Origin of the sequence: Zoogloea oryzae (assembly GCF_030161255.1) — a bacterium.
GTDB classification, from domain to species: domain Bacteria; phylum Pseudomonadota; class Gammaproteobacteria; order Burkholderiales; family Rhodocyclaceae; genus Zoogloea; species Zoogloea oryzae.
Map to the genome: position 1 here is coordinate 1 of NZ_BSPX01000018.1, position 12,344 is coordinate 12,344.

The following is a 12,344-nucleotide window of genomic DNA, read 5'->3' on the forward strand; positions in this document are numbered from 1 at the left end:
GCAACCGCAGGCAGCGGCTGTTTCTGTTTCTTCCTTGGCATAACCATTCCTTTCCGGGACTACGTTATGCCTCAAACACAAAAATTCGGACAGGCTCTCAGGTTGGAGATGAACACGTTCACCTTCGGGTTGATCCGGTTCAAGTCGGCGTGGAACTGCTTCATCTTTGACCTGAACCGGCCCCGCTAAAAGTTGAACCCGTTCAAGTCCGGGGGAGACGCGTTCTGCCTTGGGTTGAACTGCTTCATCTTCGACTTGAACGGGTTCAAGTGCGGGTTGAACCTGTTCAGGTTTACGTTCCACAGGTTCAAGTCTGGCGTGAACCTGCTCCGCCCGGCCGCGAACTGCTTCCCCCCACCCGTGAGCGGGTTCCGCCTTCACCCCAGCCAGCCCCGGGGCGCGGGTTTTCCGTAGCTGCGGCGGGTAGCCGTGGCGTGCGATGCTTGGGCCATGGACATCGCCCAGCTTCGCCAGACCCTCGAACACGATGCGGTCGCCCTCGTCTTCATGAACGTGCTGCTCCAGCAGATCGGCCTGCCGGTGCCGGCGGTGCCGACGCTGCTGGTGGCCGGCAGCCTGGCGGCCAGCCCGTGGGCGCTGGGCAGGGTGCTGGCGGCGGCGATCGTGGCGTCGGTGATCGCCGATGCGATCTGGTATGCGGCGGGGCGGCGCTTTGGCTACCGGGTGCTGGCCGGGCTGTGCCGGTTGTCGATCAATCCGGCCTCGTGCGTGAGCCAGACGGAGGCGCGCTTCGTGCGCTGGGGCCTGTCGTCGCTGGTGGTGGCGAAGTTCGTGCCGGGTTTTTCGACCGTCGCGCCGCCGATTGCCGGGGCGCTGCGCATGGCGCGCACGGGCTTCCTGCTGGCGGCGGCGGTGGGCGCGGGGCTGTGGGCTGGGCTCGCGCTGGGTGCCGGCTGGCTGATGAAGGAAACGGTGCAGGCCCTGATCGACGGGCTGGAGGCCAATGCGGGCCGCGCGGTGGGGGTGGCGCTGGGGCTGGCGGCGGTGTGGCTGGGCTGGAAGCTGTGGCAGAAATACCGCTTCCGCCGCCTGCAGGTGCCGATGGTGACGCCGGCGGACCTGCTGGCCCAGATCGACGCCGGGGTGAGTCCGCTGATCCTCGATCTGCGCGGTGCCTCGATGGTGGCCGAGCTGGGCCCCATCCCCGTCGCGCGGGTGGCCGAGCACGACAGGCTGGCGGATGCCCTGGGTGACTGGCCGAAGGACGCGCCCATCGTCACCCTGTGCGCCTGCCCCGAGGACGCCGGGGCGATCCAGGCGGCGCGGCGCCTGCTGGGTGACGGTTATCTGTCGGTGCGGGCGCTGGCCGGGGGCTATGAAGCCTGGCTGGCCGCCGGCGGGCTGGATCAGCCCGAACGCTAAACCGTCCAGGGCAGGGGCGGCGCGACGAGGCGTCGGTCTTCGCCCTCCTTCACCGGCCCGAAGCGGGCGTCTCCACTTTCCCAATCGCGCTGGGCCTGGGCGATGGCGGCCTTGTCGTGGCCGACGAAATTCCACCACATGGTCACCGGCTCGCCGAAGGGTTCGCCGCCCACCAGCAGGATGCGGCTGCCGGCGGTGAGATCGAGGGTGATCCGCTCGCGCCCCGGCGGGAGGTAGGCGAACTCGTCGGTGGCGAAGTGCTGGCCGGCGATGTCCATGCTGCCTTCCAGCGGCAGCAGGCCGTATTCAAAGCTCGGGTCGAGGGGCAGGGCAAGCTGCGCATCCTGGCTGGCGAGGAGGTCCATGCCCACCAGCGGGGTGTGGATGCGCGCGGGGGATTCGCGCCCGCCAAAGCGCCCGGCCAGCAGGGTGAGGGTGCAGCCGGCGTCGTTCCAGCGGGGCAGGTTTGGGTAGTGCTCGAAGGCCGGCGGGCAGTCGGCCAGCTCGGGCGGCAGGGCGATCCACAGCTGGGCGGCGTGGAGCCGGCGGGCGTCGGAGGCGCTGTCTTCGGTGTGCACGATGCCGTGGCCGGCGGTCATCAGGTTGACCTGGCCGGGGCGGATCCACTGCTCGTGGCCCAGGCTGTCCCGGTGCAGCACCTCCCCGTCGATGAGCCAGGTGAAGGTCTGCAGGCAGGTGTGGGGATGGGCGCCCACGTGCATGCCGCCGCCGGGGGCAAAATCCACCGGGCCGGCGTGGTCGAGAAAACACCAGGCGCCTACCATGCGGCGCTGGCGGGTGGGCAGGGCGCGGCGGACGATCATGCCTTCGCCCAGGTCGGCGGCGCGGGGGAGGATCAGTTCGATGGGGCTCATGACGGCGCTCCGGGTTCAGGCAAGGGTGGTCTGGACGCGCACTTCGCCGGTCAGCAGCTTGTGCATCGGGCAGGCGTTGGCGATCTTCAGCAGCTGGGCGCGCTGCTCGTCGGTGAGCTCGCCTTCAAGGAAGATCTGCCGGGCGATGTCGTTACCGGTTTCGGGCTTGCCGTCGGGGTTGAGGGCCAGCTCGACGCGTACGCCGGTGAGGGGAATCTGTTTGCGGGTGGCCACCATGCGCACGGTGATCGCAGTGCATGCGCCCAGCCCGGCGAGGATCAGGCGGTCGGGGGGCGGGGCGGTGTTGCCGCCGCCCACGTCGCTGGGCTCGTCGGCCTGCCAGGTGTGGCCGAGGTCGTCGGTGAAGCTGACAAGGTAGGGCGTGTCGTGGAGGACGGCGGTGACGGAGGGCTTTCCGGACATGATGGCTCCCAGGTTGGCAGCCCGCCGGATGGGGGGCCGTGTCCACTCCGACCGGCGGGGCCGGGCCGAGGTTCAGTCGGCGTCCAGCAGCGGGCGGGTGCGCCAGTCGAAGCGGATGGTGAGCATGCGGGCGACGAAGGCGACGCCGATGGTCGTCCAGGCGGCGACCTCGGCGGCCAGCCCGGCGGCGAGGGTGAGCCCCAGGAAGACGGCGCAGGCGAGCAGCACGATCAGCGCCGAGAACTGGCCCGGCTGCAGGATGAAGGGCACTTCGCGCACGATCATGTCGCGCAGCACGCCGCCGCCCACGCCACTCACCGCACCCACCAGCACCACGCCGGGCAGCGGGATGGCGGCGCCGAGGGCGAGCTGCATGCCGACCACCGCAAAGGCCGGCGTGCCGAAGGCGTCGATGGTGCCCACCAGGCGGTTCACCACCGGCAGGTGGGCGATGCGCCGGCGCAGCAGCGCCACCAGCAGGGTGGCGGTGAGGATCAGCGGCAGGTAGACCGGATCGGTGAGCACGGGGGGCGTGCGCTGCAGGAAGACGCCGTCGCGCAGGATGCTGCCGCCCATGGAGGTGAGCAGCGCCAGCACGAACACCCCGACGATGTCCTGGCGCTTGCGCAGGGCCACCACGGCGCCCGACAGTGCCCACGCAAAGGTGGCGAGGTAGTCGAAGTAGACCGGGATCTGGAAGGCGCTGGCGGGCATGGGGGTGGCTCAGTCGGCGAAGACGAGCTGGTCGCGGCCAATGTCCTTGGCCCTGTACATCGCGTCGTCGGCGCTCTTCATGAGGCTCACGTCGTCGGCGCCGTGCTCGGGGAAGATGCCGATGCCGATGGAGGCGGAGATGGAGAGCTCGCGGCCGTCGATGGCGAAGGGCTGGGCGAGGGCTGCGCGGATGCGGCCTGCCACCAGCTCGGCGTCTGTGCGGTCGTCGATGCGCGGCAGCAGCACCACGAACTCGTCGCCGCCGATGCGCGCCAGGGTGTCGGATTCGCGCAGACAGTCGCGCATCCGGGCCGAGGCGGCCACCAGCAGCTTGTCGCCCACGGCGTGGCCGCAGGCGTCATTGACGCCCTTGAAGTGGTCGAGATCGACGAACATCAGCCCGGCGCTGCCCCGGTCGCGCCGGGCGCGGGCGAGGGCGGCGCGCAGGCGGTCGGAGAACAGGGCGCGGTTGGGCAGCTGGGTGAGCGGGTCGTGCTGGGCCATGTGGCGCATCCGCTCCTCGCTCTCGCGCAGTTCGCGGGTCATGGCCTGGGCGCGGGCGTGGGCGCGGGCCCGCCCGGTGACCAGCAGCCAGGTGAACAGCCCGAGCAGCACGCTGCCACACCCCCCGGCCACCGCGATGATGTGCTCGGAGCGGCGGCTGTGGCGCTCCTCGAAGGTGGGCGTGGTGCGGATCTGCAGCGTCCAGCTGTGCTGGGGGAAGCTGATGTATTCGGTGGTGCTGAAGCGCGGCGGCGGTAGCTGGTCGGCGCCGGGGTGGGATTCGAAGAGGAGGTTGTCGGGGGTGGCAACGGCGCCGTCGTGGATGCGGATCGCCACCCCGGGGATGCCTTCGCCGTAGAGGCTGGCCATCAGGTCGCGGATTCGGAAGGCGGTGTGCACCCAGCCGCGCAGCGCGGCCTGGCGGGCGGCGGGGCTATCCACGGGCAGGTTGCGGTCGTACACGGCCAGGTAGATGACCACGGCGGCGGGGCCGTCGGGCTGGTCGGTGAGCAGCTTGACCCGGGGGGTGATGGCGATCTCGCCGGAATCCCGGGCCAGCAGCATGGCGGACCGGCGGGCCGGGTTGTCGAGGAGGTTGTAGCCGAGGGCCGGGAGGTTGTCGGCGCTGTCGGGGGCCACGTAGAGGATCGGTGCGGCCTTCCCCTCGCCCTGCCAGCGGGTGTACATGAAGGCCTGCAGGCCCGAGAACTCGGCGCCCTGGGTGAGGGAATCCACGAAGGCGCTGAAGTTGTCGCGGCTCACGTGGTCGGAAGCGTCGAACAGCCCGCGGGCGGCGCGCAGCATCTGCTCGTAGTTGGCGACGCGCTGCTCGATGCGGGTGCTGGCGAGGCGCACGCTGAAGTCGAAGTCGGCACGCAGGTTGGCGTCGAGGCTCTGCCGCTCGTGCCACCACAGCCAGCCGACCACCGTCAGGGTGAACAACCCGACGGCGATGGGCAGCAGCAGATCGCGGAGTTGGCCGAGGGTCTTCAAAATCGTGTCATCTCCCGGGCGAGCTCGGGTTTGAAGTACTGGGCGAAGATCCGCTCGACGGTGCCGTCCTCGCGCATCTGGTCGATCAGCGCGCGCCAGCGGGCCTGATCGGCAGCCGGCACGGCCAGGCGCGACATGATCAGGCCGTGGGGCACCGGCGGGTCGTCGAACTCGAGGATGGTGGTCTGCTCGCGCAGGCTGGCGCTCTCTACGGCGGGGTAGTCGAAGGGTTCGATGATCATGCCGTGGATCTGGCCGGCCAGCAGGTTCTCGTAGAGCGGGGCGAGCCCGGTGGCGTAGCTCACCCGCAGGCTGGCGTCGAGCGCGTCCACCAGCCGGTTGGCGCCGGGGTTGTAGCGGAAGCTGCGGATCGCGCCCAGGCGCAGCTGGGGGTTGCGGGGAAAGTCGGTGACCCGCTGGACGCCGGCGTCGCGACGCACCAGCAGGTAATACTTGTTGGAGAAATACCAGGCAAAGCCGGCAAAGCTGTCGCGGGCGGGATTGGTGATGCCCGACAGGCTGAAATCCAGCCCGCCGGATTCGATGAGCTGCCAGATGCGGGCGCGGGGCATCACCACCACGTTGATCCGGCAGCCGCTGCGGCGGGCGAGTTCGTCCGCGATGTCCTTGTCGATGCCCTTGCCGGTCTGGCGCGAATACAGCAGGCCGTGCTCGTGCAGGGCCAGCGTGTAGGCGCGGGAACAGTCGGGTCGGGTCGGTTCGCCGGCGAAGGCGTGCGGGCTGCTTGCCCCCGCCACGGCCAGCAAGGCCATCATGGCCAGCGGGGCAAAATGGCGCAGCAGGCTCTCGATTCTCACGGATCGCTCTCCGGGGGTGAGTTTTTATTATTGCGGTGCGCTTTTTCCGAATTCTAGGCGCGATTGGGGCCGTGCGTCCCTCCTTTGTCACAGGCAGGCCGAACGGATGGCCAGCGTGCTAAGTTCGGTGCTTTCCATGCACCAGGAGAGGGCATGTCTCCGAGTTTTCGCGCCGGGGCGCGGGTGGGTTTCCGGGCCTGTCTGCCGGTTTCGGTGGGGTTGGTCCCGTGGGCGCTGGTCACCGGGCTGGCGATGGTCGGCGCGGGGTTTTCCACCGTGCAGGCGATGGGCATGAGCCTGATCGTCTTTGGCGCCACCGCGCAGCTGGGCACCCTGCCGCTGATCGTGGCGGGCGCGCCCCTGTGGCTGATCGTGGCCACCGCGCTGGTGGTGAATCTGCGTTTCCTGATCTTCAGCGCGGCGATGGCCAGGCCGCTGGCGGGCGGTCGCCCGGGCCTGCGCTGGCTGTGCGGTTATCTGCTCACCGACGGGGTGTTCGCCACCATGCTGGAGCGCCTGCGGACGGAGCCCGATCCGGCGTGGCGGCTGGGCGCCTATCTGGCGCCGTCGCTGTGGTGCGCGCTGGTGTGGCAGACGTCCACCCTGGTGGGGGTGCTGGCGGCGGGGTCGATCCCGCGCAACTGGTCGCTGGAGTTCATGGCCAGCATCGCATTGCTGGTGCTTCTGGTGCCGATGGCCCGGATGCGCCCGATGCTGGTCTCGGCGGCCACCGGCGGCGTGCTGGCGGTGGTGCTGCGGGGCATGCCCCTGAAGCTGGGGGTGATGGTGGCGATCGTCGGCGGGATCGCGGCGGGGTTTGCGGCCGAGCACTGGCAGGAGCGGGAGGCGCAGCGATGAGCGACGACGCGGGCCTGTGGCTGATCTTCGTGCTGATCGGGCTGGCGACCACGCTGCCCCGGGCCAGCTTCATCGTGCTGGGCGAGCGGGCCAGCCTGCCCGACGTGGTGCAGCGGGCCCTGCGCTATGCGCCGGCGGCGGCGCTGACGGCCATCGTGGTGCCCGACGTGGTGCTGGTGGCGGGGGCGGTGGAGGTGTTCAACCCCAAGCTGGGCGCGGCGATTGCCGCGGTGCTGGCGGCGCGCGCCTCACGCAACCCGTGGCTGCCCTTCGTGGCGGGAATGGCGGTGCTGTGGGGGTTGCGTTGGGTGGCGGGCTGAGTGAACTCAGTCGGCCTTGCGCCGGCTGGCCCACACCGCCATGCCGATGCCGGCGAGGATCATCGGCAGCGACAGCCACTGGCCCATGGACATGCCGAAGGTGAGCAGGCCGAGGAAGTCGTCCGGCTCGCGGCCGAATTCGGCGATGAAGCGGAAGGCGCCGTAGCCGATCAGGAAGACCGCCGACACCAGCCCGCGGGGCCGCGGTTTGGCCGAGAACCACCAGAGGATGGCGAACAGGGCGAGCCCTTCGAGGGCGAACTGGTAGAGCTGGGACGGGTGGCGGGGAAGGCCGTCCACCTGGGGGAAGATCATCGCCCACGGCACGTCGGTGACGCGGCCGACCAACTCGCCGTTGATGAAGTTGCCCATCCGCCCGGCGGCCAGGCCCAGGGGCACCAGCGGGGCGATGAAATCCGTGACGGCCAGCCACGAGCGCCCGGTGCGCCGCCCGAACAGCCACATGGCCACCAGCACACCCAGGAAGCCCCCGTGGAAGGCCATGCCGCCTTGCCACACGGCGATGATCTCGGCCGGGTTGGCCAGGTAGTAGGCCGGCTTGTAGAACAGCACGTAGCCCAGCCGCCCGCCGAGGATCACCCCCAGCACGCCGTAGAACAGCAGGTCGTCGATCTGCTGGGGCGTCCAGCCGAGCTCCGGCCGCCGCTGGGCGTGGATGCGCCCGAGGACCACGAAGAGGATGAAGGCGAGCAGGTACATCAGGCCGTACCAGCGGACCGCGAGGGGGCCGATGGCAATGGCGATGGGATCGAACTGGGGATGGACGAACATGGGCTGGATCGGCTACGGGTTGGATCAGGCGGTGAGAGCGCGCTGCGGCGGCGGGGTTCCCGCCGCCGGGCCGGCAATCACTGGAACTGCTTGCGGAAGGCTTCGAACTCGTTGGTGAGCCATTCGAGCTGCTGGCGCAGGCGGCGGACTTCCTCTTCGAGTTCGCCCACCCGGCCGCCCCGGGGCGCCGCGCCGCCGGTGTCGGCGTCGAAGGCGTGCTGGGGGATCGCCGCTTCGCCCGACAGCAGGTGGGCGTAGCGGGCTTCCTTGGTGCCCGGGGCCTTGGGCAGCTGCATGGCGAGCTGCTTGTCGTCCAGGCGTTCGAGCACGTCTTCGACATCGGCCGGGCTGCCGAAGGCGTGCATGCGCTCGCAGCGGGCGCGGATCTCGCCGACGGTCTGGGGGCCGCGCAGCATCAGGATGGCCAGCACCGCCTGCATCGGCGGGGTGAGCGAGTGGCGCAGGCGGATCTGGTGTTCCCACTTGGGAACACGGGCGCCGGCCTGGTGGCGCTGGCTGACGAGGCCGCGCTCGGTGAGGCGGTCGAGGGCGGCGAGCACGGCGGATTCGGAGAGGCTCATCACCGGTTCGCGGCCGGTGAGCTGGTTGCACCCGGTGACCAGCGCATTGACCGACAGGGGGTAGGTGTCGGGGGTGACGAAGGCCTTTTCGATGAGCACGGCGAGGACGCGGACTTCAAAGTCGTCGAGGTCGAAGCCGGCGGGGGTGTCGGAGGGGGCAGTGTCGGTCATGGCGAGCTTCCGGGGGCGGACGAGGGCGCAATCATAGCCGACCTGGGTGGTCGGCCCGATGACAGCGGCCCGGGGTGGGAATCAGGTGGCGCCGTGGCATTTCTTGTACTTGCGGCCGCTGCCGCAGGGGCAGGGGTCGTTGCGGCCGACCTTGGCTTCCTCGCGGCGCACCGGTTCGCGGATGGCGCCCAGCGGAATGGGGCGCAGGGCGACGGGCGGCAGGTGGAAGATGTCCGGCCAGTCGGCGATCTCGTGGGCCACGTCGTCGATCAGCCCGTGGCCGACGCGGCGCAGGGCGGCGATGCGCTCGGCGGCGGGACGGTGGATGTCGGCTTCGATGTCGGCGGGGTCGGCGAAGGTTTCGTCCACCAGCCCGGCGGCGAACCATTCGTGGATGGCCGGCAGGTAGTCGGTGGCGCCCAGGTCGGCCAGGTGGGTGACGACCAGGTCGAGCAGCTGGATGTCGGCGCTGGTGTCCTGATTGCCGCGCAGGGCTTCGGCCTGGCGGGCGCCGAAATCGGCGAGGAAGTCGGCCACCGGCGCGGCGGGGGCGCGGTGCTCGACGGCGGCGAGGGTGAGCGCCTCGAGCGCCGCCGAGCGGGCCCAGGCGCTGGCGTCGGCGTCGTCGGCCAGGGCGGTGAGCGGGGCGATGTCGCCGTCGCAGGTGGAGGCGAGCGCCCGGCCGTAGCTGGCGTGGCCGAGCTGGCCGAACACGGCGTCGATGGCGGCTTCGTCCAGGTGGCCGAGTTCAGTCAGCGGGGCGTAGGCGCGGCTGTCGCGCCAGCGGGCGAGGAGCAGCATCGCGTAAAGATGCAGCACGTAGCCGTCGGCTTCGGCGGCAGTGGGGTCGGCGGCGATGCGCTGGAGCTCGGCCACCAGCTGCGGGGCGAGTTCATCCCGGTGGGTGTCGGCCTCGGCGAGGGCGGCGAGCGGCAGGCTGCCGGTGAAGGTTTCGAGCTGCGGGCGGAGGGCGGACCAGATGTCGGACATGACGGACTTTCAGGGCTTCGCCAGGAGCTTGGCGAGGTAGCGGCCGGTGTGGCTCGCGGGGTTGGCGGCGAGGGTTTCGGGCGTGCCGGTGCCGACCACCGTGCCGCCGCCGTTGCCGCCTTCCGGGCCCATGTCGATGAGCCAGTCGGCTGTCTTGATGACGTCGAGGTTGTGCTCGATGACCACCACGGTGTTGCCGTGGTCGCGCAGGCGGTGGAGGACGGTGAGCAGCATCTCGATGTCGGCGAAGTGCAGGCCGGTGGTGGGCTCGTCGAGGATGTAGAGGGTTCGGCCGGTGTCGCGCTTGGAGAGCTCGAGCGCCAGCTTGACCCGCTGGGCCTCGCCGCCGGAGAGCGTGGTGGCGCTCTGGCCGAGGCGGATGTAGCCGAGGCCGACCTGCATCAGGGTGTCGAGCTTGCGGGCGACGATGGGCACGGCGCTGAAGAAGTCCAGCGCCTGCTCGACGGTCATCTCGAGCACCTCGTAGATGGTCTTGCCCTTGTAGCGGATCTCCAGGGTTTCGCGGTTGTAGCGCTTGCCGTGGCAGATGTCGCAGGGCACGTACATGTCGGGCAGGAAGTGCATCTCCACCTTGATCATGCCGTCGCCCTGGCAGGCCTCGCAGCGGCCACCCTTGACGTTGAAGCTGAAGCGCCCCGGGCCGTAGCCGCGGGCCTTGGCTTCGGGCACGCCGGAGAACAGGTCGCGGATCGGGGTGAGCAGGCCGGTGTAGGTGGCCGGGTTGGAGCGGGGCGTGCGGCCGATGGGGCTTTGATCGACGTTGATGATCTTGTCGAAGTGGTCGAGCCCCTCGATGCCGGCGCAGGGTGCGGCCTCGACGTTGCTGCCGTTGAGGTGGCGCGCCACGTGGGCGTAGAGGGTGTCGTTGATCAGCGTGCTCTTGCCCGAGCCGGAGACGCCGGTGACGCAGGTGAACAGCCCCACCGGGATGTCGACGCTGACTTCCTTCAGGTTGTTGCCGGTGGCGCCCTCGATGCGCAGCACGCGCTCCGGGTCGGCCGGGTGGCGGGTGGCGGGCACGGCGATGGAGCGGGTGCCCGAGAGATATGCGCCGGTGAGGGAATCCGGATGCGCGGCCACGTCTTCGGGCTTGCCCTCGGCGATCACCTGGCCGCCATGCACGCCGGCGCCGGGGCCCATGTCCACCACGTAGTCGGCCATCCGGATGGCGTCCTCGTCGTGTTCGACGACGATCACGGTGTTGCCCATGTCGCGCAGGCGGCGCAGGGTTTCGAGGAGGCGGTCGTTGTCGCGCTGGTGCAGGCCGATGGAGGGCTCGTCGAGCACGTACATCACGCCGGTGAGGCCGGAGCCGATCTGGCTGGCGAGGCGGATGCGCTGGGCTTCGCCGCCCGAAAGGGTGTCGGCGGAGCGGTCGAGCGACAGGTAATCCAGCCCCACGTTGATGAGGAACTGCAGCCGGCTGGAGATCTCGCTGACGATCTTCTCGGCCACCTGGGCGCGCTGGCCGGTCATGTTGAGGCCATCGAAGAAGGCCTTGCAGTGGGCCAGCGGCAGGCGGCTGACTTCCGACAGGTTGCGCTCGCCGATCAGCACGAAGCGCGCCTCGGTGCGCAGGCGGGTGCCGTGGCAGCTGGGGCAGGGGCAGTTGGCCCGGTACTTGGCGAGCTCCTCGCGCACGGCGAGGGAGTCGGTCTCGCGGTAGCGGCGTTCGAGGTTGGGGATGATGCCCTCGAAGGCGTGCTCCTTGAGCACCGCCTTGCCGCCGTCGGCGAGATAGCGGAAGGCGATCTTGTCGCGGCCCGAGCCGTGCAGCACCACGTGGCGGATCTGCGCCGGCAGCGCTTCGAAGGGCGTGTCGATGTCGAAGCTGTAGTGGTCGGCGAGGCTGGCGAGGAGCTGGAAGTAGAACTGGTTGCGGCGGTCCCAGCCGCGGATGGCGCCGGAGGCCAGCGACAGGTCCGGGTGGATCACGACGCGATCCGGATCGAAGAACTCCACCTGCCCGAGACCGTCGCAGCGGGGGCAGGCGCCCATCGGGTTGTTGAAGGAGAACAGCCGCGGTTCGAGTTCGGCCAGCGCAAAGCTGCACACCGGGCAGGCGAACTTGGCGGAGAACAGGTGCTCGGTGCCGGTGTCCATCTCCACGGCGATGGCGCGGCCCTCGGCGTGGGTGAGGGCGGTCTCGAAGGATTCGGCGATGCGCCCGCGCAGGTCCTGGCGCACCTTGAGGCGGTCGACGACCACCTCCACGTTGTGGCGGCGGTTTTTGTCGAGGGGCGGCAGGGCGTCGATCTCGTGCACCACGCCATCGACGCGCACCCGCACGAAGCCCTGGGCGCGCAGCTCGGAGAACAGGTCGGCCTGCTCGCCTTTGCGGCCCGAGATGACCGGCGCGACGATCATCAGCTTGGTTTCTTCGGGCAGCGCCAGCACGGCGTCGACCATCTGGGAGACGCTCTGGGCTTCCAGCGCGTGCTCGGGGTGGTCCGGACAGTGGGGCGTGCCGGCGCGGGCGTAGAGCAGGCGCAGGTAGTCGTGGATCTCGGTGACGGTGCCGACGGTGGAGCGCGGGTTGTGGCTGGTGGCCTTCTGCTCGATGGAGATCGCCGGCGACAGGCCTTCGATCAGATCCACGTCGGGCTTTTCCATCAGCTGCAGGAACTGCCGGGCGTAGGCCGAAAGCGACTCGACATAGCGGCGCTGGCCCTCGGCGTAGAGGGTGTCGAAGGCCAGGGAGCTCTTGCCCGACCCGGACAGGCCGGTGATCACCGTGAGCTGGTTGCGCGGGATGTCGAGGGCGATGTTCTTGAGGTTGTGGGTGCGGGCACCGCGGATTCGGATGGCGTCCATGGGGCGTTCGGGGTTTGGGCAACCTGTTAATATACGCCTCTTGCCCCTCCCCACGCAGCACGTTTCATGGCTTCCTCTGACAACGAC

The 12,344-nt window shown here is 69.9% G+C and carries 13 protein-coding genes; 3 read left to right on the forward strand and 10 right to left on the reverse strand.

The features are described 5' to 3' along the window. A partial coding sequence (locus QQK25_RS07745) for a hypothetical protein (protein ID WP_284187425.1) occupies window positions 1–303 on the reverse strand: 303 nt, incomplete at its 3' end. Between the two features lie 126 nt (window positions 304–429). Here QQK25_RS07745 and QQK25_RS07750 point away from each other — a divergent pair. Then, complete coding sequence (locus QQK25_RS07750) at window positions 430–1,383, forward strand: VTT domain-containing protein (RefSeq protein ID WP_306664080.1); 954 nt, start codon at window positions 430–432, stop codon at window positions 1,381–1,383. On the opposite strand, the gene QQK25_RS07755 is transcribed toward QQK25_RS07750, so the two are convergent. The 5 genes from QQK25_RS07755 to QQK25_RS07775 all read right to left on the reverse strand — a co-directional run bounded on the left by QQK25_RS07755 (window position 1,380) and on the right by QQK25_RS07775 (window position 5,710). Then, the gene (locus tag QQK25_RS07755) at window positions 1,380–2,258 is read right to left on the reverse strand and encodes a pirin family protein (protein ID WP_284187426.1); all 879 of its coding nucleotides are present in this window, start codon (window positions 2,256–2,258) and stop codon (window positions 1,380–1,382) included. The two genes, QQK25_RS07750 and QQK25_RS07755, sit on opposite strands and share 4 nt — an antisense overlap. Before the next feature lie 15 nt (window positions 2,259–2,273). After that, the gene (locus QQK25_RS07760) at window positions 2,274–2,681 is read right to left on the reverse strand and encodes an OsmC family protein (RefSeq protein ID WP_284187427.1); all 408 of its coding nucleotides are present in this window, start codon (window positions 2,679–2,681) and stop codon (window positions 2,274–2,276) included. Between the two features lie 72 nt (window positions 2,682–2,753). Beyond that, window positions 2,754–3,395, reverse strand: coding sequence for a trimeric intracellular cation channel family protein (locus tag QQK25_RS07765; protein ID WP_284187428.1), 642 nt, complete (start codon window positions 3,393–3,395; stop codon window positions 2,754–2,756). Window positions 3,396–3,404: 9 nt separating this feature from the next. After that, entirely contained in the window at window positions 3,405–4,892 is a 1,488-nt protein-coding gene (locus QQK25_RS07770) for a CHASE domain-containing protein (RefSeq protein ID WP_284187429.1), read from the reverse strand. After that, window positions 4,889–5,710 carry a substrate-binding periplasmic protein gene (locus tag QQK25_RS07775; RefSeq protein WP_284187430.1) on the reverse strand — a complete coding sequence of 274 codons (822 nt, stop codon included), beginning with the start codon at window positions 5,708–5,710 and terminating at the stop codon, window positions 4,889–4,891. The genes QQK25_RS07770 and QQK25_RS07775 overlap by 4 nt, the downstream gene beginning before the upstream one ends. A gap of 153 nt (window positions 5,711–5,863) precedes the next feature. Between QQK25_RS07775 and QQK25_RS07780 the strand changes: the two genes are divergently transcribed. Together QQK25_RS07780 and QQK25_RS07785 are read left to right on the forward strand one after the other, a co-directional pair. Beyond that, entirely contained in the window at window positions 5,864–6,568 is a 705-nt protein-coding gene (locus tag QQK25_RS07780; RefSeq protein ID WP_284187431.1) for an AzlC family ABC transporter permease, read from the forward strand. Further along, on the forward strand, window positions 6,565–6,888 hold the full coding sequence (locus tag QQK25_RS07785; RefSeq protein WP_284187432.1) for an AzlD domain-containing protein: 324 nt from the start codon (window positions 6,565–6,567) through the stop codon (window positions 6,886–6,888). Before QQK25_RS07780 ends, QQK25_RS07785 begins: the two co-directional genes overlap by 4 nt. A gap of 6 nt (window positions 6,889–6,894) precedes the next feature. Here QQK25_RS07785 and lgt read toward each other — a convergent pair whose 3' ends face one another. From lgt to uvrA, 4 genes are all read right to left on the reverse strand, one after another. Then, entirely contained in the window at window positions 6,895–7,680 is a 786-nt protein-coding gene (gene lgt / locus QQK25_RS07790; protein WP_284187433.1) for a prolipoprotein diacylglyceryl transferase, read from the reverse strand. A 77-nt stretch (window positions 7,681–7,757) separates the two neighbouring features. Continuing rightward, window positions 7,758–8,432, reverse strand: coding sequence for a YceH family protein (locus QQK25_RS07795; RefSeq protein WP_284187434.1), 675 nt, complete (start codon window positions 8,430–8,432; stop codon window positions 7,758–7,760). A gap of 81 nt (window positions 8,433–8,513) precedes the next feature. Then, complete coding sequence (locus QQK25_RS07800; RefSeq protein WP_284187435.1) at window positions 8,514–9,422, reverse strand: DUF1186 domain-containing protein; 909 nt, start codon at window positions 9,420–9,422, stop codon at window positions 8,514–8,516. Window positions 9,423–9,431: 9 nt separating this feature from the next. After that, window positions 9,432–12,257, reverse strand: coding sequence for an excinuclease ABC subunit UvrA (gene uvrA, locus QQK25_RS07805; protein WP_284187436.1), 2,826 nt, complete (start codon window positions 12,255–12,257; stop codon window positions 9,432–9,434). Window positions 12,258–12,344 lie beyond the last annotated feature (87 nt).